Genomic DNA, 22,869 nt, shown 5'->3' with positions numbered 1-22,869 from the left:
TATTAAAAGGTTTATATAACTTAGAAAATCCAAGACTCTATGGGCAAGCCCGATACGAACGTCATATAAAATGGGTTTTATTAGCTTATTTAATAGATGAATTTAATAAAAAACAGCAAGGAATAAAGTCAAGAAAATATCCTTGGAACCTTTGATTCCTATGAATATTTTCTTAAATAACTATTTGTAAAAATTAGTTATTCAACAACCTAATTATATCAAAAAATTCTGTATTCAGATTAACATATATGTTGTCCTCCTAATTCTTTCATAAATTTCCGATATTGTTACCCATTTTGTTATAAATTATCTTACACTATATACTTTTTTGCTTTTTATTGTTTAAATAAAAGAAAATATGATAAAATATTTAATAACTAGAATTCTACTGTGAAATATATCAATAATTGTAGTATTTTCATGTTTAAAACTCAATATAGATCTAAATACATTAGTTCGAATAAATAAAAAACATTAATTATAAAGAGGTGGAAAATGGATATTGAACAAGCTTCAAAAAAAATATATGATATAAATAATTTAAATCTCAATAATCTGATTGTTGGTGAAAAATTTTATTTTATTAAAGAAAATAACATTTCTTCAGAAGGACAAATTGTTACCAAATATGATAACTGTTTTGCTGTAAGCATTTTTTCAGGTCAACCTAATTACAAACCTGTTGCTGTGAATGAAAAAGTTCAATTCATAATAGCCACTAAAAGTTCAGCCTTTAATTGTTCTTCTCAGGTTCTTGGTTGTAAGATAGAAGATGGTTTTCAATTGGCTGTATTAAGTATTCCTGAAATCGCAAATACAATTGAACGAAGAAGAGATCCAAGACTTCAAATTGTTACTGCTGTAGATTATTATAATTTGCCACCATCTGCTGATTATAAAACCATTAGCCAAGTACCATCATTATACTTTAAGAAGATGAAAAAGACTTTTACTATAGATATAAGTAAAAGTGGTATAAATATTGTAACTTATAAAGAAGATACTCCTCCTAAAGATGGTATAATTTCATTATTTCTTGAAGAAAAATTAGACATATTAGCCTCTGTAATAAGAACCGATTTTGATGAGGTTAGCAATAATTGCAAAACAGCTTATGAATTTAAAGATATAAAAAAAGATAAGTGGGACATGTTGAATAAATTCATTTCTGAAAAATTAAAGAATCAATAAAAGCTAATCAAATAAGTTTGAAATACAATTTTATTTATGATATAATTAAATAAAATAAATATTCAGAATATTTAGGCAGTTACAGTTTTCCCTGAACTGACCGTATTTAATCTGAATCTCTTTCAACACTACTTTTTTCTAAAAAAGCGCTTATCAATTTGTGATAAGCGTCTTTTTATTTTCTAATATTTAAATTAAGTATAGGCTCTATTTTGCCTTATGTATGTCTATTAGTTAAAACTTGTCTATTATAAGTTCTGCAGTTCTTGTATTAGTAACAACAGCTACGTTATGTACATTGCATACCCTAAGTAATGCTGACACGTCTGGTTCATGAGGTTGTGAAGTTAGTGGATCTGTAAAGAATATTACTAAACCAATGTTCCCTTCAGCAATACGTCCACCTAATTGTTGATCTCCCCCATATGGCCCAGATAAATACCTCTTAACTTCAAGTCCAGTTGCTTCTGATATAAGCTTTCCTGTTGTTCCTGTAGCAACTAATTCGTATTTAGCTAATATGTCTTTGTATTTCTTTGAAAATTCTATGATCTCTTCTTTCTTTTTATCATGTGCTATTAGAGCAATTTTCATACCCGTACATCCCCCTTTTTTAACATTTTATAATACGTTTTCACACTGAAATTATACTATAATTTTATATAATTAAAAAGAAGATTTTCTATTAATTAAACATTTTGTACATTTTTACATGAGGTATTCCAGCCTCTTCATAAATCTTATTATTTGCTATAAATCCTGCACTTTCATACAATGTTTTTGCATATACCTGAGCTGATAGAACAATTTTACTGTCTACAAAATTTCCTTTAATATATTCACTAGTTACATCAAGCATTTCCTGGGCAATACCTTTTCTTCTAAATTCTTTTAAAACCAATACTCTTCCAATTGATACATTCTCATAACTTATCCCTTTAGGAACTATTCTGCAGTAAGCTGATACTCTTTCATTTTGTTCCAAAAATACATGTATACATTTGTCATCTAATCCATCAAGCTCTTCTTCACATACAATTTTTTGTTCCTGAATAAATACTTCACATCTACTTCTAGTTATTCCATATAACTGTTTCAATGATAACTCATCAAACTTTTTAATTTGCCAATTATTCATACCTACCATCATCCCTTCATAATATATTTTGTTATATTATTCATTAAATAACATATCTATATATGTTACAATAAATAATCTCCATTAAAATTAGTTATTGTTACTTACTTTTATTAAATAATCAAAATTGCAGTATATATAAATTTTAAAAGATATAATGGATATTTTAATCATCAAATATCCATTATATCTTTATTGATTAAATTTTGTATTTTGTTCTTTACTTAAAATTTAATATTCTATCTTATTTGTCCATTTCCATAAACAATATATTTTATAGTAGTTAGTTCCTTAAGGCCCATTGGTCCTCTGGCATGAAGTTTTTGAGTACTTATTCCTATCTCAGCTCCAAAACCAAATTCAGAACCATCTGTAAATCTTGTTGAAGCATTCACATAAACAGCTGCTGCATCGACTCTTTGTAAAAATTTTTGAGAATTATTATAGCTTTCTGTAACAATAGACTCTGAATGCCCTGTTCCATATTTATTTATATGGGCAATTGCTTCATCTACATTTTTAACTATTTTTACAGCTATAATATAATCTAAGTATTCTTTTCCCCAATCTTCTTCATTTGCTTTTTCAATACCATCAATTATAGTTTGTGCTGCAACATCACCTTTAACCGCAACTCCATTTTCCCTTAAAGATTTTATAGCCATTGGTAGAAAATCTTTAGCAATATTTTCATTTACTAATAACTTTTCTGCTGAATTACAAACTGAAGGCCTTGATGCCTTTGCATTAACAACAATATTTTTTGCCATTTCAAAATCGCATTTTTCATCTACATATATATGACAGTTACCTGTACCTGTTTCTATAACTGGAACAGTCGCATTTTTAACAACTGCTTGAATTAATCCTGCTCCACCTCTTGGAATAAGAACATCTATAAATTCATTTAATCTCATCATTTCAGTTGCAACTTCTCTGCTTGTGTCTTCTACAAGTTGAACTGACTCTTTAGGTAATCCTGCTCTTTCAATTCCTTTAATTAAAGCTTTAACAACAGCTTTATTAGAATTAATAGCTTCACTTCCACCTCTTAATATAACAGCATTTCCAGTCTTTAAACAGAGTCCTGCTGCATCACAAGTTACATTAGGTCTAGCTTCATAAATTATTCCTATAACTCCTAATGGAACTCTTTTTTGACCAATTTGTAATCCATTTGGTCTTTGCCACATTGAAATTACTTCTCCAATTGGGTCTTGTAATTTAACTAAATCTTTAAGCCCATTAGCCATTGCATAAATTCTCTCATTACTTAATGCTAATCTATCTAGCATAGCTTTTGATGTCCCCTTTGACTTAGCAATATCTAAGTCTATTTGATTAGCTGCAATTATTTCTTTCTCTGCATTAACAAGTTCCTCAGCCATTAAATTTAAAGCATCATCTTTTTCCTTTGTTGATGTGGCACCTAAATCATAAGACGCCTCTTTTGCTTTTTGCCCCATACCAATTAAATAAGTCTTTCTTAATAATTCACTCATTTTTAGCCCCCACTTCTATTTTTTTATTTCTGATACAAATAGAGTTCCTATTTCTTCTCCTGATAAAATATCTAATAATATACTTGGTTCACTTCCATTAGCTAAAACCATATCTACTCCTGTACTTGTTGCTGTTTTAGCTGCTGTTAATTTTGTAATCATTCCACCAGTTCCTAAATTTGAACCTGCACCTCCAGCACATTCTTCAAGTTCTGGAGTAATCTCATTAACTTCGTTTAATAATTTTGCACAAGCATTATTCCTTGGATCACAATCATAAAATCCGTCTATATCAGATAATATTATAAGTAAATCTGCATTAACTAACGATGCTACTATTGCTGATAAATTATCATTATCTCCAAATCTAACTATATTTTCAATTTCATCTATTGAAACTGTATCATTTTCATTTACTATTGGAATTATCTTTTTCTCTAATAAAGTTTCAAAAGTATTACATACATTTTCTCTAACATGATCATCTTCTATTACATCTCTTGTAAGTAGAACTTGACCTACTATATGACTATATTCTCCAAAAAACTTACTGTATATATGCATTAATTCACATTGTCCAACTGCTGCTACAGCTTGCTTTTCTCTTATACTTTCGGGCTTTTCTTTTAACTTCAACTTATTTACACCAACACCTATTGCACCTGATGTTACAAGGGTAACTTGCTTACCCGAATTAACAATATCTGACAGAACTCTTGTTAATTTTTCAATTCTGCTTAAATTAATGTTTCCATTATCATAAGTTAATGTTGATGTTCCTACCTTTACAACTATTCTATTGGCATCTTTTAATCTTTTACGAAAGCCCATTTTTACATCCCCTTAAAAGTCATATTTATTACTTATATTTTATCTTACTATACCTAATTTATGTTATCAAGACAGAAAATTCTTTAATTATACTTTTACTAATTAATAATGCAACCTTTAAATACAATTATTGTTAACATTTTTATTTAAAGGAAGATTGTTAAATGGAGCTAGAATCTTCTACACTAATAACGACTTTTAACTTTATCATTATTTTCTTAATAATATCATTTTTTATATTGGCGATTACTAAGATAATAAAGAACTCAAATCAATCTAAAAACATAAATTAAGAAATTTTGAAAGGACTTGAAAATATTTCTTTAAAATTATATAAAAAGGACTAAGAAATAAATATTAATCCCTCAGTCCCTTACTATTTATAAAATTCTTTATATTTATAATCTCATCTCTTCCTTTAAATTATATATGCAAATACACAAATGAAATGACAAAGTGTTCCTAACATAATAAACAAATGGAATATTTCATGCCTTCCAAATAACCATATCTTTTTCTCTGTTTTTAATGCATATATTACTCCACCTATTGTATACATTAAACCACCTAAAATTAGCCATACTAATCCTGCCACTGGCAAAACTTGTGACATTGGATATATTGCAACTATTGCAAACCAACCAATTCCTATATACATAGTGCTACTTAACCATCTAGGACATGTCACCCAACACAATTTAAATGCTATTCCAACAACTGCACAGATTGTTACAGCTAGAAATAAATTTATTCCTATTTTTCCGCTTAATGCCACCAAACAGAATGGAGCATATGATCCTGCGATTAAAATAAATATCATTGAATGATCTAATCTTTTTAACATTTTTATTACTTTCTCACTAGCAATTACTGAATGATATGTTGCTGATGCACTATATAGCAAAATCATACTTATACCAAAAAATAATACTGATCCAAATGTTATTGCAGAGCTGCCCGTTACATACGCTTTAACTAGCATAGCTATTAAAGCAAATAGTGATAATATTGCACCAATTAAATGAGTTAATCCATTAATAGGTTCTCTTAAATATCTCTCCATTCTTTTCCCTCCTATTTATTCCCACGTAGTTTTAATAACTACATGTTGCTATATTAGAGATTATTTCATATATGTGTGTTTATTGCAAAAGCTATTTTTGTTTATTTTTCATTATTAATTAGTATTTTACCCACAAATGCTTGAATTATCTCCTTCTTTCCATTAATATTGAAATTATAATAAAAACATAGTTTTTTTACTGTGTGAGGAGTGAAATTTTATGACTGACTTTAATATCGATAACTATATAAATTCACAAAAGTCTTCTGATAATATTAATTTAGATGACTTTCCTGAAATTGATTTGTATATGGATCAAGTAATGCAGCTGTTTGAAAGCAAATTAAATTACACCAAAAGAAATCCTGACGATAAAGTTCTTACTAAAACCATGATTAACAATTATGCAAAAGGCAATCTTTTAATGAAGATAAAAAATAAAAAGTATACAAAAAACCATCTTATATTAATTGGTTTAATTTATAACTTGAAAGGTGCATTATCTTTAACTGACATAAAAACCATTTTAACTCCTATAATCAATTCCTTTGAAAAAGAGCAGGAATATCCACTACATGATATATATCAATCTTTTCTTGATATATATGATTTAAATTTAGAAGACATTAAAAACTCTTCTAATAAAATTTATGAAAATATAAAACAAATGGTGAATGAGAAAAATGGTACCCTAGGAGACTATGAAGAAAAACTCCTACTTATCTTTGCATATACTAGCATGAGTAATCTGTATAGACGCATGAGCGAAAGATTAATAGATGAATGCTTTGGCACTCCTAAAAATCACAAATAATATACTAATGCAAAATACATTGATTGTATGATATAATAAGCAACATAAAACGGAAATACTTATACAGTACATAATTTGTATTGTTATAATAATTATAATACTATGAAATGAGGTAGAACAAGATTGATAAACGTATCAAATGTTAGTCTTAGATTTGGTGGACGTAAACTTTTTGAAGATGTCAACCTAAAATTTACTCCTGGTAATTGCTATGGAGTTATTGGTGCTAATGGAGCTGGAAAAAGTACCTTCCTTAAAATATTATCTGGTGAAATAGAACCTAATACTGGTGAAGTATCAATTGCTCCTAACACAAGAATGTCAGTTTTAAAACAAGAACATAATAAATATGATGATTTTCAAGTTTTAGAAACGGTAATAATGGGTAATGAAAGATTATACCAAATAATGAAAGAAAAAGATGAAATATATGCAAAGCCTGATTTCTCTGATGAAGATGGAATTAAAGCTTCTGAATTAGAAGGAGAATTTGCTGAACTTAATGGTTGGGAAGCTGAATCTGAAGCTTCTTCAGTTCTACAAGGATTAGGAATAGGAACAGAAATGCATTTTAAAAATGTATCAGAATTAACTGGTGGAGAGAAAGTTAAAGTTCTTTTGGCTCAAGCTCTATTTGGAAATCCTGGAATCTTAATTCTAGACGAACCTACTAACGGCTTAGATTTAAAAGCTGTAAACTGGCTAGAAGACTTCTTAGGCAATTTTGATGGAACTGTTATAGTTGTATCCCATGATAGACATTTCTTAAATTCAGTTTGTACCCAAATGGCTGATGTTGACTTTGGTAAAATCAAAATTTATGTTGGTAATTATGATTTCTGGTATGAATCAAGCCAATTAGCTCTTCAAATGTCAAAAGATCAAAACAAGAAAAAAGAAGAAAAAATTAAAGAATTACAAGATTTCATTGCTAGATTTAGTGCAAATGCTTCTAAGTCTAAACAAGCAACATCTCGTAAAAAACTATTAGATAAAATTACTTTAGATGATATACAACCTTCAAGCAGAAAATACCCTTTCGTAGGATTTAAACCTGAAAGAGAAGTTGGTAATGATATTTTATCAGTTACTAATTTATCTAAAACTATTGATGGGGTTAAGCTTTTAGACAATATAAGTTTCATGGTTAATAAAGAAGATAAGATTGCTCTTATTGGTAATGAAATAGCTGTAACTACATTATTTAAAATATTATCTGGTGAAATGGAACCAGATAGTGGGGAATTCAAATGGGGAATAACTATCACTAACGCCTACTTCCCAAATGATAATTCTGAATATTTTGATGACTGTAACCTTTCCTTAGTAGATTGGCTTAGACAATATTCAGAAGAAAAATCTGAAAGCTATATTAGAGGTTTCTTAGGCAGAATGTTATTCTCTGGAGAAGAAGCATTAAAACAAGCAAATGTATTATCTGGAGGAGAAAAGGTTAGATGTATGTTGTCTAAGATGATGCTTTCTAATGCTAATGTATTAATGTTAGATCAACCAACTAACCATCTTGACCTTGAATCAATCACAGCTGTAAACAATGGTTTAAGAGATTATAACAGTAATATACTATTTGCTTCTCATGACCATCAATTCATTCAAACTATAGCAAATAGAGTTATAGATATTAAAGATGATGGTTCTATAGTTGATAGAGTTATGACATTCGATGAATACTTAGACTTCTCAGGAAAATAAATAAAAGTGTGCTTTGAAAAATGATTGAATTTCATTTTCCATTTATACCTTTATAAAACTAAAAACCATGCATATAGAACTCTATGTGCATGGTTTTTAAATTATGAAAGCATATATCTTTAACTTATACTTTCCGCCTCTATTCCTAATCCCTTTAATGTAAACTTTATTGTACTATTTATAATATCTTCTAAACTTATTTTTTCAATATGAATTGACTCATATATTGCAGATGAACATAATGATCCAAAAAACTGAAACGCTATAAGTTCAGTATCTCCTTTTTCAATTTGTCCATTTTCCATTGCATTTTTTATATTAACTTCAATTTCACTTATGTATATTCTTATCTTTTGGCGTAATTCATCTTGCCTGCTTTCATTTCCCCATAATTGACTCATTACTACTTTGAAAAAATCTGTATATCCATAAAGAAAAGTTAATTGTATTTTACATATTTTTATCAATTTTTCAATTGGTCCAATATTCATCTCTTGAATCTCAATAACTTGATTTTGTAATATTTTAAGCCCTTCTTGAACAATAAAGTTAAATATCTCTTCTTTGCTTTTAAAATGATAATATAATGTTCCTTTTACAAGACCTGCATTTGCAGCTATATCATCCATTGTAGCTCCTCTATATCCAGATTCAGAAAATATCTTTATTGCAGATTCAAATATCAAGTTTTTTGTTTTGTTCATAATATTTCTCCTCATTTCCACTTCAATCTTCTCAGTAACATATAATCACCATTATACCATCTAGTTCAAAAATAAACCATAATTCTATACTCTATTAATACGATTGCCTATAAATCTCAACCTTATTTTTGAAATTTTCAATATATGTGATAAAATCATTATTAGAGTATAAAATAATAAAAATAAATTGTGTCTGTTACACATAATTTATTTTAATGTTATTTTCTAATTTAAATTAATACTACTGAAGATTACGCTTATAATATGATTGATTATATTTAATATTAGAAAATGTAAATTTAAAATAAGAAATGGAGGCTACTTGTCATAGCTGTAACATTATGAAACTTATGGTTTATCTTACTAATATTGTTTTATAAGGTTTTGACAATTACATTTATGATTCAAGTATATAATAGAACTACTAACGCTTATGAAGAAGAACTTGTTGCTGGAAAGAAATATATTGAGTGGACATATGAATCTCCAATTGGAAAAAATATTACAGAGCTTATTGCTAAAAAGAAATTATTTTCTAAAATTTACGGAATATTTTGTGATACAAAATTAAGTGCAAATAAAATTTTACCTTTTATAGAAAGCTTTAATATTGATATGACTCTTGCAAAGAAGAAGATTCATGAGTTTTCTTCTTTTAATGATTTCTTTATAAGAGAATTAATACCTGAGGCTAGACCTATAAATAAAGCTGAAAATATCTTAATTTCTCCTGGTGATGGAAGAATTACTGCTTATGAAAATATTGAGTTAGATAATATAATTCAAATTAAAGGTTTTACTTATAGTTTAAGGGAATTAATAAATGATAATACTGTCGCTAATAAATATGAAAATGGTATTTGTCTTATATTAAGACTATGCCCTACTGATTATCACAGATTTCACTTTATAGATTCAGGTGTTCCTTGTGAAAATCACTATATTAATGGTTACTATTATTCTGTAAACCCAATAGCACTTAAAAATGTTTCAAAGCTTTTTTGCCAAAATAAAAGAGAATGGTCATTATTTAAATCCGACAATTTTAAAGATATACTGCATATAGAAGTTGGTGCTACTTGTGTTGGTTCAATACTTCAAACATATTCATCGAATACTCATGTAAACAAAGGTGATGAAAAAGGTTATTTTAAATTTGGAGGATCAACTACAATATTATTTTTTGAAAAAGATTCTGTAAATATAGATGATGATATTTTAGAACAGTCTAAATTAGGCTTTGAATGTAAAGTTCAATTGGGAGAAAGTATTGGTACTAAATTTGTACAATAGATAAAAGGAAAGGCTTAAATCTAACGATTAAGCCTTTCCTTTTATTGATTTGGCAGAGTGTGAAGGAATCGAACCCTCAACGTACCGTCCGTAGCGGTAAGTTATATCCGTTTAACTAACACTCCAAATTAATTTTAAACAACAAGTTCATATTATCACAACCCACTATAATAATCAAGTTTATAATCAATTATTATTATAATTTTTAATAATAATTTTATAAATATCTGCTGTTATTTACAGAACAACAAGTTATATAAAATAACTTGTTGCCTTATTTTATATAGTAATCTTTTTAAATTTATCATAAATATATATCTGAAAATTCCAATTCAAGGACTTCTACTTTACTTCTAGCATTTAAATAACTATCCTTTTCTTTTTGATTATTGTCAATTATTTCTATTGGCAATTTAATTATAAATTCAGAGCCACTATTTTCTTCACTTTTAAGTTCTATATGTCCATTGTGAGCTTTAGTTAAATATCTAACTAAATCTAATCCTATTCCACTTCCAGAACTCCCATTTCTTTTATTTTTTGATGATTGAATAAATCTATTAAAAATAGTTTTTTGTTCATCTTTTGGTATTCCTATTCCTTCATCTCTTATTGAAATAATCATTTGATTAATGCTCTTCCATGTATTTATATATATACAACTGCCTTGTGGTGAAAACTTTATTGCATTAGAAATTAAATTCATAATTATTCTATCTATTGCTTCTGGATCTATTGCCATGATGCATTCTTCAACGTTGGTGTCAAAAACTAATGATATATTTTTTTGCTTAGCATATTTATCAATAGATGATATATTCCATTCTATTAAATTAATTATATCTAAATTTTCCCTTTTGATATTATAATGTTTCTTTTCTAATTTTGTAGTATCTATAAGATTATTTACAAGCTTTAATATTTTGTACCCATTTCTTTTTATACTCTCCATATGTTTTTGGTATTGCTTCACATTTTCTATACTCTTATATTCATCTTTATAGCATTGTAAAATACTCAAAATTATGTTTAGAGGTGCTCTTAAGTCATGAGAAATATTTAAAATAAAGTCTTCCTGAGATTTTTTAGCATCTGATAGATCAATAAGTTTATTAATTAATTCTTCTTTCGATAATTTAGCAAGCTCACTTTTACATGTCATCTGGTTCCTCTCTATCTCATCATCATTCAAAACATTAACATCAACCATTTCTAAATCCCCTTTTATATTTTTACTTTTTTTACCATCTCACTTAATATATGATATCACATTTTTTCCCAGTTAACAACTCTACGTTAGTTGAAACTCAATTTATATTTTTTAATATTTAGAATTTTCTTTAAATATTAAAAATAAATAGAATGTGTTTGCATTTATTAATATTACATCTTTGCAAATTACATTCTATTTTCGTACAATACATATTGAATTTTTTATAATGCCTTTTTAAGTAAAATTTTTTATTATTTCATCTTTTATATGCTTTAATATTAATACAACATAAGTTAATGTCCCAATTATAAACATAGTATCAAAACTTATATTAGGATTAACTGTTTCTAGTATAGTTTTTATTATTAATGGCAATGTGGCTGCATATATGGTTAATGAGTATAATGCTATATATTTAACTACCATTCTCATTAATATCGAAAATAATAAAGCAACAGAAACTACTATTAAACAATCAAATAGCAAATCAATAAAATTTATCCCAAATTTAACAATAAACTGGGACATAAAACCCTTTAATTCAAAACCATTAATTTTATATCCTTCTGATATTTCTTTTATTCCAACTAAAATTAGTGTAAGCAGCATTGCATATGAAATTGATCTAAAAATTCCTTCTTTAGCATATTTAGAAAATACTTTTATATCATAAATAGAAGTTACAACTTTTCTAAAAAAATTAGTTTTATACTCCATAATTCCCTCCAATTTAATAGTCATTAGTTTTATAAGCTCTCTAAAATATATTAACACATATTAAAATTAGTTAAAACCTTAGGTTTATTATTTGATTTTATTGTCAATATTATATTTAAAAGGTAAAATTCATTATTTAATCATATTTTTCCACTACAGCATAAATGTAGTGGAATTAATCTTTTTATATTATTAACTTAGCTAGGAGGCATTTTTTTGAATATAAATAAAATTTGTTATAATAGAATAAAAAGCAAAAAGATATATAAAAAAATTATATTATTTTGTATATTATTTCTAAGTATATGTTCAAGTTGTATTTATGAATATAGTAAATACAACAAATTTATTGATACCTTTAAAACTAATTTTAATGAATCTAAATTTTCAGAAGCAAATAATTTATTATTAACTGAACAAACTTTTAATCCCTTCAAATTGTTAATTATGAATAAAGATATTTCTTTATATTTCAATAATAAAATTGATACTTTATCAGAAGATATTAAAAATAAAAATATATCTTCTGAATATGCATTAATAGAGCTTAAAGAAATTGATCACTATAATATTATACCTTATGATAAATTACATAATATATCAACTTCCATAGATTCAATTCAAGAGTCTAATGAAAATTATGTTAATGGTTTAAACTATTTTAATAATGACGAATATCTAAAAGCAATATCTTACTTTCAAAAAGTTTCCACCTTGGATTTAAACTATCAAAAATCATTAATATACTTAAATAATTCAAAAAATAAATTAAAAAATGAACTTTTAACTTACTGTGATAATTTAGTTAGCAACAATTACTATAATGAAGCTTTATCTAAAATTTCAGAAAATGATGATATTTTAGGAAATGATACTAGTATAAATGAAAAAATATTAGAAATTAAAACAAAACAAAAAGAATATTTGGATGATAATTCAGCAATTGCAGAAGCTTCCTCTCGTGCATTAACTACAAATATATCTCCAACTAATATTAATACATTGAATATAGAGAGTGCTACATCTTATCTTATTAATGTAAATTTAGAAAATCAAAAGACTTACATTTACACAGGAAAACCTGACAATTGGAAATTAATTAAAACTTGTCCGTGTTCTACGGGAATAAACGGTGAAGATACTCCTACTGGTTCATTTTCAACTAAGGAAAAAGGTGATTGGTTTTTTTCTGATAAATATGAACAAGGGGGAAAGTATTGGACTCAAATCACTGGTGATATTTTATTTCACTCAGTTCCATTCTCTAAGGATAAAAGTACAGTTTTAGATTATACAATGAATAAACCCTCTTCCCATGGTTGTATTAGGCTATCTATAGCTGATGCTAAATGGATCTACACTAATATCCCTAAAGGAAGCAAAGTAATAATAAAGTAATCAAAATATCCTTAAAAATATCATTATTATAAAATTCATAAGAACATAAGAACATAAAAATCATGTTTAAAATAAAAAACCATGCATAATTTATATACATATATATGCATGGTTTTCATAATTTATAAGTACAATTGTTAGAGAAATTATAGTTAATATTTATACTTATTATGTTTGAAATTACATATATTATTTGTTTGATTTAATAATTTATTTATGAAGATTTATTACTAAATTTGAATTTCTTTTTCTAAAGAAAATGAATATAAATATCTTTGTTTAACTTTTTTCCCTGTTATCTTAAATACTGCCTCACTATAATAATCTAATTGTCTCTTATATTTTTCTTTAAGCTCCTCTTCATTGCCTAAACTCACATAATCTGTTTTATAATCTAAAAGTATAAATTCATCATCATGTTCAAAGAAACAGTCAATTATTCCTTGTAATCTTACTTTCTCGTCTTTATATTTATTATCTATGGTTTTATCTACTTCTAAACTACTTATTTCAGTATAAAATGGTATTTCTCTATAAACTTTTTTTCCCATCTCATTTGCTTTAAGAATCTTTTTGCCTAAATTAGACTTAAAAAAATTAAATATTTTGTATGGATTAATAGCATTTAATTCTTCCTTCAATAAAAATTCATTTTCAAATAATTCTTGTAATTGTTCTTCAATTTCTTTTGGGGATGAAACTTTGGTAAAATCTATCTTCTTCATTACAAAATGAACTGCTGTACCTTTTTCAGCTGGCGTTAATCCTTTTTTTTGTTTAATAAATCTAGGTGTAACTGTAGGTTTTTCTCTATAAATTTCTTCAATACTGTAATTTTCTTCAACATTTTTTCTTTTTAAATCTGATACGGAAATATTACTCTTAAGAGTCGTTGATGCTTTTAGTGGATACTTATATGAAAGTATCTTATTTATTTGATCAAAACTTTCTTTATTTAATGACATGGCGTTAGTTATAGATTCTTCTTGTTTCTCTTCATTAACAGTATCTTCTAACAAATTCTTATTAATAAAGTCCTTTTTATTCCATAAATTTATTTCCCATTTAGATTGATTATTCTTTGATATTTCATTTGAAACTCCAATAACCTTACCAAATTTAAGTCCAGCATTATGCTGGCATAATGCCATCCCTAACCAATCTAGATATGACTTTCCCTTTAAAACTTCAGAAGATAAAATAAGATTATGATCTAAAGATGCTGAACTAATCCATTTTTCTATTGATTTTTGAATGTTTCTAACTGCACCTGTTATAATTAATTTTTCCTTTGCTCTTGTACAGGCAACATAAAGTATTCTCATTTCTTCTGATAATGTTTCAATTTTCATTTTCTTTTTTATTGCTTCTTTAGCTAAAGTTCCTATGCTAAATCTTTTTTCTAAATCTATAAAATCTGGACCAAATCCTAATTCATCATGGTATAACATATTCTTATTTAAATCCATTAAATTAAAATTCTTCCCTGTTCCACATAAAAATACTACTGGAAATTCCAGCCCTTTACTTTTATGAATACTCATAATCCTTACTACATCTTCATTTTCACCTAATATCTTAGCACTTCCCATATCTCCTGAAGATTTTGTAAGCTTATTTATGAAGTTTATAAAATTAAATAATCCCTTAAAACTTGTCTTTTCAAATTGTTTTGCTCTTTGAAAAAGTATCTTCAAATTTGCCTGTCTTAATATACCATTAGGCATAGCTCCAACGTATCCGTAATAAGCTGTATCCATGTATAAATACCATATAAATTCATCAATTGCCATATAAATTGATTTCCTTCTCCATCTATCAATGCACTTAATTAAATACTTGCATTTATTTATTAATTCTTTAGAATAATTTACTTCCTTGGATTCATAAATTCCTTCACTTATATATTTTATATTTTCATAAAAATAAGTTTCCTTATTTACAAGTCTAAGATCACTCAATTCCTCCGCTGAAAATCCTATAATTGGGGATCTGAGTGAGGCTATCATTGGAACATCCTGCATAGGATTATCTATAACTTTTAAAAGAGATATTATAGTTCTAATTTCAATTGATTCAAAATACCCTGATCCTGTATCAGCATAGGCTGGAATTCCTTCTGCCCCCAATTCATCTAACAAGCTCTCAGACCAGTTTTTTGTTGCTCTAAGCAGAATTACTATGTCCTTATACTTTACCTCTCTATATCGTCCTGTTTCCTTATCTAAAACCTTAAATTTATTTTCATCTTTTGTTGACATTAATTCTTTAATTCTTCTTGCAACAATTCTACCTTCTAAAGCAACACTATCAACATCTTCTTGCTCTTCAATAATATCTTCCTCTGTTTCTTCATAATTCTTGTCTACTATATTAAGCTCTACAGAACCTCCAGTAGTTATATTATCACTACTAGATTCTTCGTAACTTGCACCTAAATTTAATGCTTCCTCATCTGTGTATTCTAATTCTCCAGCATTCTTAGACATTATTTCTTTAAATATATAGTTTACTCCATCAATAACTTCTTTTCTACTTCTGAAATTTTTATATAATTGAATTTTTCTGTTAAGCCCTTCATTTGCTTTATAGGTATTATATTTCTCAATAAAAAGTTCTGGTTTTGCCTGTCTAAACCTATATATACTTTGCTTAATATCTCCAACCATAAACACATTAGGAGTATCACTTTCTTTTCTAGAAACTAAACTTATTATTGTTTCTTGTACGTTATTAGAATCTTGATATTCATCTACAAGTACTTCATCAAAATATTCTTTAAAATTCTCAGCAACTTTTGATGGAATTATGTTTTTTTCTTCATCATAATCAATTAATATTCTTAAACAGAAATGTTCTAAATCATTAAAATCTAATATATTTCGCTCTTTTTTCTTTTTACTAAATCTATTACCAAATTCTAAAACCATTTCTGTTAATTTTTTTATATGAGGATATGCCCCCCGTATATTGCTTAACATTTGCTCTGGCGTTAGTGAAAAGGTAGAATTTATTAATTCAGATATTTTCTTTTTTATATCATCTCTAATTCTTTTTACAGCATTTTGAGCTTCTTCATCTGAAATCATATCTTTCTTTATTGATTTTAGCCTTCCAAATGATACAGCTGATAACGCTTTATACATTTCTTCTAAACCATTATTACTAGATTCATAAACATTTTTTATATCAATTATTTCAGAATTAAAATTATCTAAATACGGTTCTAAACCATCAGTTACATTAATTATTTCAATGGCTTTATCCATCATCTTTATATAACCTTCAATTTCAATTTTTATATTTTCAGCTAGAATTTTAACCCAATTAGTTTGATTTAATTCTTCTAATGTATTTATTTTAAAAGCCTCTGCACTATCATTAAGCCATTTTTCAGGCCATGGACCTGACATAGTAAATTTGTAAATATCCAAGATTAGATTTTTTAAATTATTATCATTCTTGTAACTGCTAAATGCTTCAACTAAATCAGTAAATTCCTCATCTTCTTCATCATATTTATCTTCAAAAAGTTCTTCAATTACTTCCCCTTTAATTAATATACCTTCTGTCTCATCACCAATTCTAAATGATGGATCTAGATCCATTTTATGAAAATTATTTTTGATTACATCTAAACAAAATGAATGCATTGTAGTAATATTAGCTCTATTTAACAATGTTAACTGCTTTTGAAGATTTTTTGAATTTGGATTTATTTCTAATTGCTTTGATATTGCAGCAGCTATTCTCTCTCTCATTTCAGCAGCTGCTGCATTAGTAAATGTCACAACCAATAGCTTATCTATATCAATTGGATTTTCTTCATTTGTAATTATTCTTATAATTCTTTCAACTAAAACAGCTGTTTTTCCAGAACCAGCAGCTGCTGCAACTAATAAGTTACAATTTCTTGTTTCAATTGCACTTAACTGCTCATTTGTCCATTTAGTTTCTCCCATAATAACACCTCCTATTATTAATTAGAATTGTTTTAAATAAAGCCTAGTATTTTTAATCTAATTCACTATCTGAAAATTTATATAAATTTTTACTTATACTATAACTTCTCATTATCAACAATATTAATTAATTCTTCTGAATCACTTATCTCATTAGAATTACTTATTTCCTTTTTTATATTAGTCCAAATATTATCTTGAGATTTTTTCATTATAATTTTATACTTATTATCTTTTATACTTGTATCAAACTGACATATTGATGAAAAATCGCAATATTCACAATGAGTTCTATTTGAATGCTTAGTAGGGAGTATCTTAATATCTCCACTTAACATCTCTTCACATAATTCAATCATCTTTTTATTAACGTATTCTCTAAGTAACGTAAATTCCTCTTCTGTCACCACATCACTATTAGCCTTAAAGTTACCATCATTTTTAAATGCAGCTGGTATAACTAATGAATAACCTTCAATATCCCTGTCCATTGCCTTAACTACCCTAGCATCTTTTAATATCAATCCTTTCATTTTTAAAGCATCAAGAACTTCTTTTTCAACTTCTTCTGTAGTCATTTCCTTTTTGCTTTTAATTATAGGATCATCTATTTTAAAATATAATACTGCTCCTGGTCTTACTTGCTTATCCAATATATATTTAGAATTTTTAATAAGAGCATCCAAGTAAACTAATAATTGTATTTGTAATCCATAATATAATTCATTTAAATCAAATTTCTTAGCACCTGTTTTATAGTCTATAATTCTAATGTATGTTTGACCATCTAGATCTAATGTATCTATTCTATCAATTCTACCTTGAAGATATATCTTTTCATTAGATGCTAAATCTAATGTAATAGCTTCACCTGAAGTATAATTTCCAAAGTTAAATTCAGTTTTAAATACTTCAAATTCACCTTTTCCTATTTGATTTGCAATAACTGAAATAGATTTAGAAATTACTCTTTTAAACCTTTGGGCTAAATACTTAAACTTCTTGTTACTATTTAATATAGAATTAGCTTCTCCATTTAATTTTTTATCAATCATATTAGATACAATATCTTTACACTTTTGATTATCTAATTCAGACCATAGAATTCCTTCATCTCTAACCTTATTTGTAAATGAATCTAGCATTTCGTGTACAAATGAACCTAAATCTGGCGGTGTAAATTCATATACCTTTCTATTTTTAGCCTTAAGACCATATTCAACAAAATAAGAAAATGGACATTCAGCATACTTCTCTAATCTTGAAACACTAAATACTAACTTTCCCATATCATTTTCATACAGTTTTCTTAACTTTTGTTTAGCAACCTTATCTCCTACATTAGAATAATTAAGACCTTTAAATATATTTTCAACCTTTTCTTTAAAGTGTTTATTTTCCTTAAACCAACTATATACCTCTGGCCAATATTCTTCTATATCTTCTTTGTCAAAATCCCTTCTTACAGCAAGTATAAGTTCATTAAATGTTGGAATTGGCGAAATGACCTTATTAAATTTATTCATTTTACTTCTTAAATCATAAATTGCACTTTCTTCAACTAATTTAGGAAATATTTTCTTCATTCTATGTATAACTATAGATGGCCTTAATGATTTTCCTTCAAAATCTGCCATAAGATATGATAACATTAAATATTCACTACTTATTGTTAAAGCTGTATATAATAAATATTGTTCTTCAAAGACCTTACTTCTAGTAGTTGATGCTAAATTTATACCTATATCGCTTAATATTTCTCTATCTCTATCAGATAATATTCCCTCTTCTTTTTTAGATGCTGGTAATACTCCGTCATTAATTCCGACTATATAAAGAGCTTTTACCTCTATCCCTTTAATCCTAGCTATATCTCCTATGTTAACTTGATCTAAGGCTACAGGTATAACACCTATTTCTTCATTTGTAAATCCAGAATTTAATATCTTAAAAAATTCAAAAGAATCTAATATTTCTTCACCAATTACATCTACTGCTTGATCTAAAATATCTGTAACTATACCTTGAACTTGGTTATACTCTTTAACCTTATCTTCTAACCCTATTTCCTCAAATTCTTCAATCCAAGCATCTATTCTTTCAAAAGCCTTTACTTCAATTAAAAATTCATAAATAGCTGTGCATATATCCTTAACATTATGTTTACCCTCTATCTTATTATGAAAGCTCATAAGAGGCTTTCTTATTTCTCCCATAACCTCAGCTATTAATATTTTTTCTTTTGTTAATTCTTCATTATTATTAAACCATTTTTCACTTATTATTTCGTCTGCCGTCCATTTATATCCTTTTATTCCACTCTCTAATATAAAATTTTCTAAAACATCTATATATGAATTATCTATATCAATTAATCCACTTTTTAAATATTTAAATACACTCTCATAAGACCACTTTTTAAATAGAACTTCAAAAGCAGAACTAATAAGTATAATTAATGGATTACTCAATAATTGAAGCTTTTTATCTAAAAAATATGGAATATCATATTCTTTAAATATTACTGATGTTATTTTCTCATAATCATCAATATTCCTACAAACTACAGCTATATCCTTATATCTATATCCATTATTTCTTACAAGATCAGTAATGCTTTGAGCAACTCTTTCTATTTCATCATAAATATTATTTGCCTTGTAAAGTGTTATATTATTAAAATCTTTCTTATATTCATTAAATGGATAAGTAAAAAAATGCTTTTCTATATGTCTAAGTTCTAAATTATCCTTAAACCTATATGGCTTATCATTTTTTAAATAAACTGGCTTATCATAAGCTATATTGTTTTCTTTCATTATTTTTAATATCTTATTTTCTGTATTCTTTATTGTATTAAATACATCTGTAATATCCTGATCTTTATTATTTACTAATTTTCCTTCCATACAAAAAGTTATATTAATTCTTTCACAACGCTTTGCTAGTAATCTTATAATTTCTAATTGCTGTGGCGTAAAACTAGTAAATTCATCTATCCAAATTTCAGTATTCTTATATATATCATTTTCTAATAACTTTTTAGCTAACAATGTTAATTCGTCATCACCATCAATATAATTTTCATGCATCTTTGAATTAAATGCTTCATAAACTATTGATAATTCTTTAAGCTTTTGTATTAATTCATTTTCATCTATTTTTTCATCTATTTTATTCAAATTCTCTATATCAATATTATATTTTTTGAATTCACTTATTACTTCAGATATAATCTCATTAAAACCCTGCTCTTTAGATATTTTTTTGAAATAGTCTAAAGAATCCATACTTTCATTTAGTACTCTATGAATAAGCATATTTCTTCCAGATTCTTTTATTATTTTTTTAACACGTCCACCACATTCTTCAAAAACTTCATGAACCATTTTCTTAAAACTTAATACTTTTGTTCTTAAAAGAGCGCGTTCTCCAATAAACTTTAAAATTTTATTTTCAGTAGTAAAAGTATATTGTTCTGGAACCAATAATATTAAATCTTTTTCCTTTTTTTCATCTATCCTATTCTTTATCTCATCAATACAAAATTTACTTTTTCCTGTACCTGCTCTTCCGTAAATAAATCTTATACTCATATATTTACCACCTCTCCTTCTTAACTGTTAATTACTTTATCTCGGAGTATTCTCATAATTATAGTATCTACATATCTTCCTTCTATATAAACCTTATTTTTTCTTATGCCTTCTTCTACAAAGCCACACTTTCTGTAACAACTTATAGCTCTTAAGTTACATTCTATAACTTCTAATTCAACCTTTATAGCATTTCGTTCCTCAAATAAATACTTTAAAAGAGTTTTTATAGAATCTTGACCATATTTTCTCCCCCAGTATTTACTACCAATAGTTATTCCAATAGAATATGTCACAACATTACAATAACTACTTTCCTTGTATGTTATAAAACCAATTAAAACATTTTTCTCGTTAATTATACTTAATGCTTTTCTTAAATTTTTATCTTTATTATTACTTTGCATATCATTAGGTATTGTATTATAAGCTTTAACTTTTTCTTCATTACATAGTCTATATAATGATACAATATCCTTTTTTTCTAATGACCTTAAATATATTTTATGTCCCTTAAGCATAATTCACCTTCTTTCGCTAATTGCATATCTTTTATGTATCTACTCATAATTATAATATTTTTAATTATGAATTTATATTAACTTAAAAAGAAATTTATTTTTACTTATAACATATATATTTTAATAAATAACTTTAATATAAAACTTAATTAAAACTCATCTAATATTTAAATTAATGAAATTATCAATTTAATGCAAAAAAAACATCTAACAAAATTTGTTAGATGTTTTGGCGGAGAATCCGGGATTTGAACCCGGGCGCCGGTTGCCCGACCTACACCCTTAGCAGGGGCGCCTCTTCAGCCACTTGAGTAATTCTCCATGTGCCCTCTATATTTCCATTTTAATTAAAATGGCGGAAAGATAGGGATTCGAACCCTAGGTACGCTTACACGCACGCCGGTTTTCAAGACCGGTGCCTTAAACCAACTCGACCATCTTTCCGTAACTCACAAAATTTATTATATCAACGAAGACCTTATCTGTCAACATTTTTTATTATAATGATTTAAGTTTCTCTGATTTATTTATAGAAAATTAACTTTATCATCTATTTTTCAATTATATAATAACTTATTTACATTATATTTTACTCTTTTAAAAATTGATAACTAATTTATTCAAAATCTGATGAAGAATTCTATTAAAAATAATTTATATAGATTTACTTGTATCAGGTAGTGAATTCCATGTTACAACGTGACTTAAACATTTTAATATATTGGCCTAAATTTATCATAACAAAAATGCTTATAAAATATTTATAATACTTGCAAGCTTCTAAAATTCTATATTTTCGTAAACATAAAAAAGACTACCTAACATTAGATAGTCTTGGCGGAGAATCCGGGATTTGAACCCGGGCGCCGGTTACCCGACCTACACCCTTAGCAGGGGCGCCTCTTCAGCCACTTGAGTAATTCTCCATGCGCCCTCTTAATATATTTTTAGATAAAAAAATGGCGGAAAGATAGGGATTCGAACCCTAGGTACGCTTACACGCACGCCGGTTTTCAAGACCGGTGCCTTAAACCAACTCGACCATCTTTCCACGTCTTACGACAATTATCATTATAACAGTCAGAAATACTTATGTCAATAACTTTATTTTAATTATTTAATAAAATTCTTATCCTATAAAAAATAACAGTTCACTATTTTGATACCACATGATAATATCCTATCATGTAGTATTAATATTAATATTTATATT

General features: G+C 26.7%; 16 protein-coding genes and 5 tRNA genes. 5 read left to right on the top strand and 16 right to left on the bottom strand.

What is annotated here, in order from left to right:
• Positions 1 to 495 precede the first annotated feature (495 nt).
• On the top strand, positions 496 to 1,191 hold the full coding sequence (locus CLPUN_RS24735; protein ID WP_077849866.1) for a PilZ domain-containing protein: 696 nt from the start codon (positions 496 to 498) through the stop codon (positions 1,189 to 1,191).
• Positions 1,192 to 1,425: 234 nt separating this feature from the next.
• Here the strand turns inward: CLPUN_RS24735 and mgsA are convergent, their stop codons facing one another.
• The 5 genes from mgsA to trhA form a co-directional block, all read right to left on the bottom strand.
• Positions 1,426 to 1,785 (bottom strand): methylglyoxal synthase, encoded by a 360-nt coding sequence (gene mgsA / locus CLPUN_RS24730; RefSeq protein WP_077849865.1) that lies wholly within the window; start codon positions 1,783 to 1,785, stop codon positions 1,426 to 1,428.
• A 91-nt stretch (positions 1,786 to 1,876) separates the two neighbouring features.
• A complete protein-coding gene (locus CLPUN_RS24725; protein ID WP_077849867.1) occupies positions 1,877 to 2,329 on the bottom strand; it encodes a GNAT family N-acetyltransferase in 453 nt (150 codons plus the stop codon).
• 239 nt (positions 2,330 to 2,568) lie between these two features.
• Positions 2,569 to 3,831: a glutamate-5-semialdehyde dehydrogenase gene (locus tag CLPUN_RS24720; RefSeq protein WP_077849864.1), complete on the bottom strand. Its 1,263-nt coding sequence runs from the start codon at positions 3,829 to 3,831 to the stop codon at positions 2,569 to 2,571.
• A 15-nt stretch (positions 3,832 to 3,846) separates the two neighbouring features.
• The gene (gene proB / locus CLPUN_RS24715) at positions 3,847 to 4,662 is read right to left on the bottom strand and encodes a glutamate 5-kinase (RefSeq protein WP_077849863.1); all 816 of its coding nucleotides are present in this window, start codon (positions 4,660 to 4,662) and stop codon (positions 3,847 to 3,849) included.
• 418 nt (positions 4,663 to 5,080) lie between these two features.
• Positions 5,081 to 5,725, bottom strand: coding sequence for a PAQR family membrane homeostasis protein TrhA (gene trhA, locus CLPUN_RS24710; RefSeq protein ID WP_077849862.1), 645 nt, complete (start codon positions 5,723 to 5,725; stop codon positions 5,081 to 5,083).
• A gap of 220 nt (positions 5,726 to 5,945) precedes the next feature.
• On the opposite strand from trhA, the gene CLPUN_RS24705 reads away from it, so the two are divergent.
• Positions 5,946 to 6,539, top strand: coding sequence for a DUF1836 domain-containing protein (locus CLPUN_RS24705; protein ID WP_077849861.1), 594 nt, complete (start codon positions 5,946 to 5,948; stop codon positions 6,537 to 6,539).
• Between the two features lie 123 nt (positions 6,540 to 6,662).
• Positions 6,663 to 8,252 (top strand): ABC-F family ATP-binding cassette domain-containing protein, encoded by a 1,590-nt coding sequence (locus tag CLPUN_RS24700; RefSeq protein ID WP_077849860.1) that lies wholly within the window; start codon positions 6,663 to 6,665, stop codon positions 8,250 to 8,252.
• A 119-nt stretch (positions 8,253 to 8,371) separates the two neighbouring features.
• Here the strand turns inward: CLPUN_RS24700 and CLPUN_RS24695 are convergent, their stop codons facing one another.
• Positions 8,372 to 8,956, bottom strand: a complete 585-nt coding sequence (locus CLPUN_RS24695; RefSeq protein WP_077849859.1) for a TetR/AcrR family transcriptional regulator — start codon at positions 8,954 to 8,956, stop codon at positions 8,372 to 8,374.
• Positions 8,957 to 9,355: 399 nt separating this feature from the next.
• Here CLPUN_RS24695 and CLPUN_RS24690 point away from each other — a divergent pair, with 399 nt between their 5' ends.
• On the top strand, positions 9,356 to 10,249 hold the full coding sequence (locus CLPUN_RS24690) for a phosphatidylserine decarboxylase (protein WP_077849858.1): 894 nt from the start codon (positions 9,356 to 9,358) through the stop codon (positions 10,247 to 10,249).
• Between the two features lie 50 nt (positions 10,250 to 10,299).
• Here the strand turns inward: CLPUN_RS24690 and CLPUN_RS24685 are convergent.
• From CLPUN_RS24685 to CLPUN_RS24675, 3 genes are all read right to left on the bottom strand, one after another.
• Positions 10,300 to 10,374, bottom strand: a tRNA-Arg gene (locus tag CLPUN_RS24685).
• 179 nt (positions 10,375 to 10,553) lie between these two features.
• Positions 10,554 to 11,459, bottom strand: coding sequence for a sensor histidine kinase (locus CLPUN_RS24680; RefSeq protein WP_077849857.1), 906 nt, complete (start codon positions 11,457 to 11,459; stop codon positions 10,554 to 10,556).
• 237 nt (positions 11,460 to 11,696) lie between these two features.
• A complete protein-coding gene (locus tag CLPUN_RS24675) occupies positions 11,697 to 12,179 on the bottom strand; it encodes a DUF1189 family protein (protein WP_077849856.1) in 483 nt (160 codons plus the stop codon).
• A 216-nt stretch (positions 12,180 to 12,395) separates the two neighbouring features.
• On the opposite strand from CLPUN_RS24675, the gene CLPUN_RS24670 reads away from it, so the two are divergent.
• Positions 12,396 to 13,577, top strand: coding sequence for a L,D-transpeptidase (locus CLPUN_RS24670; RefSeq protein WP_077849855.1), 1,182 nt, complete (start codon positions 12,396 to 12,398; stop codon positions 13,575 to 13,577).
• A 230-nt stretch (positions 13,578 to 13,807) separates the two neighbouring features.
• On the opposite strand, the gene addA is transcribed toward CLPUN_RS24670, so the two are convergent.
• From addA to CLPUN_RS24635, 7 genes are all read right to left on the bottom strand, one after another.
• Positions 13,808 to 17,539, bottom strand: coding sequence for a helicase-exonuclease AddAB subunit AddA (gene addA, locus CLPUN_RS24665; RefSeq protein WP_077849854.1), 3,732 nt, complete (start codon positions 17,537 to 17,539; stop codon positions 13,808 to 13,810).
• A 98-nt stretch (positions 17,540 to 17,637) separates the two neighbouring features.
• Positions 17,638 to 21,135, bottom strand: coding sequence for a helicase-exonuclease AddAB subunit AddB (gene addB / locus CLPUN_RS24660; protein WP_077849853.1), 3,498 nt, complete (start codon positions 21,133 to 21,135; stop codon positions 17,638 to 17,640).
• 20 nt (positions 21,136 to 21,155) lie between these two features.
• The gene (locus CLPUN_RS24655) at positions 21,156 to 21,656 is read right to left on the bottom strand and encodes a GNAT family N-acetyltransferase (RefSeq protein WP_077849852.1); all 501 of its coding nucleotides are present in this window, start codon (positions 21,654 to 21,656) and stop codon (positions 21,156 to 21,158) included.
• A 230-nt stretch (positions 21,657 to 21,886) separates the two neighbouring features.
• Positions 21,887 to 21,977, bottom strand: a tRNA-Ser gene (locus tag CLPUN_RS24650).
• 32 nt (positions 21,978 to 22,009) lie between these two features.
• A tRNA-Ser gene (locus CLPUN_RS24645) sits at positions 22,010 to 22,100 on the bottom strand.
• A 391-nt stretch (positions 22,101 to 22,491) separates the two neighbouring features.
• A tRNA-Ser gene (locus tag CLPUN_RS24640) sits at positions 22,492 to 22,582 on the bottom strand.
• A 34-nt stretch (positions 22,583 to 22,616) separates the two neighbouring features.
• Positions 22,617 to 22,707 (bottom strand) — tRNA-Ser (locus CLPUN_RS24635).
• Positions 22,708 to 22,869: the final 162 nt, after the last annotated feature.

Source organism: Clostridium puniceum (genome assembly GCF_002006345.1).
GTDB classification, from domain to species: domain Bacteria; phylum Bacillota; class Clostridia; order Clostridiales; family Clostridiaceae; genus Clostridium; species Clostridium puniceum.
Note: the sequence above shows the minus strand (reverse complement) of the source record. Positions and strands in the feature narration are given on the sequence as shown.

Coding starts and splice junctions, on each gene's coding strand:
- CLPUN_RS24735 (WP_077849866.1), top strand. CDS start 496: ATGGATATTGAACAAGCTTCAAAAAAAATATATGATATAAATAATTTA.
- trhA (WP_077849862.1), bottom strand. CDS start 5,725: ATGGAGAGATATTTAAGAGAACCTATTAATGGATTAACTCATTTAATT.
- addA (WP_077849854.1), bottom strand. CDS start 17,539: ATGGGAGAAACTAAATGGACAAATGAGCAGTTAAGTGCAATTGAAACA.
- mgsA (WP_077849865.1), bottom strand. CDS start 1,785: ATGAAAATTGCTCTAATAGCACATGATAAAAAGAAAGAAGAGATCATA.
- CLPUN_RS24655 (WP_077849852.1), bottom strand. CDS start 21,656: ATGCTTAAGGGACATAAAATATATTTAAGGTCATTAGAAAAAAAGGAT.
- CLPUN_RS24680 (WP_077849857.1), bottom strand. CDS start 11,459: ATGGTTGATGTTAATGTTTTGAATGATGATGAGATAGAGAGGAACCAG.
- proB (WP_077849863.1), bottom strand. CDS start 4,662: ATGGGCTTTCGTAAAAGATTAAAAGATGCCAATAGAATAGTTGTAAAG.
- CLPUN_RS24690 (WP_077849858.1), top strand. CDS start 9,356: ATGATTCAAGTATATAATAGAACTACTAACGCTTATGAAGAAGAACTT.
- CLPUN_RS24720 (WP_077849864.1), bottom strand. CDS start 3,831: ATGAGTGAATTATTAAGAAAGACTTATTTAATTGGTATGGGGCAAAAA.
- CLPUN_RS24725 (WP_077849867.1), bottom strand. CDS start 2,329: ATGAATAATTGGCAAATTAAAAAGTTTGATGAGTTATCATTGAAACAG.
- CLPUN_RS24675 (WP_077849856.1), bottom strand. CDS start 12,179: ATGGAGTATAAAACTAATTTTTTTAGAAAAGTTGTAACTTCTATTTAT.
- CLPUN_RS24705 (WP_077849861.1), top strand. CDS start 5,946: ATGACTGACTTTAATATCGATAACTATATAAATTCACAAAAGTCTTCT.
- CLPUN_RS24695 (WP_077849859.1), bottom strand. CDS start 8,956: ATGAACAAAACAAAAAACTTGATATTTGAATCTGCAATAAAGATATTT.
- addB (WP_077849853.1), bottom strand. CDS start 21,135: ATGAGTATAAGATTTATTTACGGAAGAGCAGGTACAGGAAAAAGTAAA.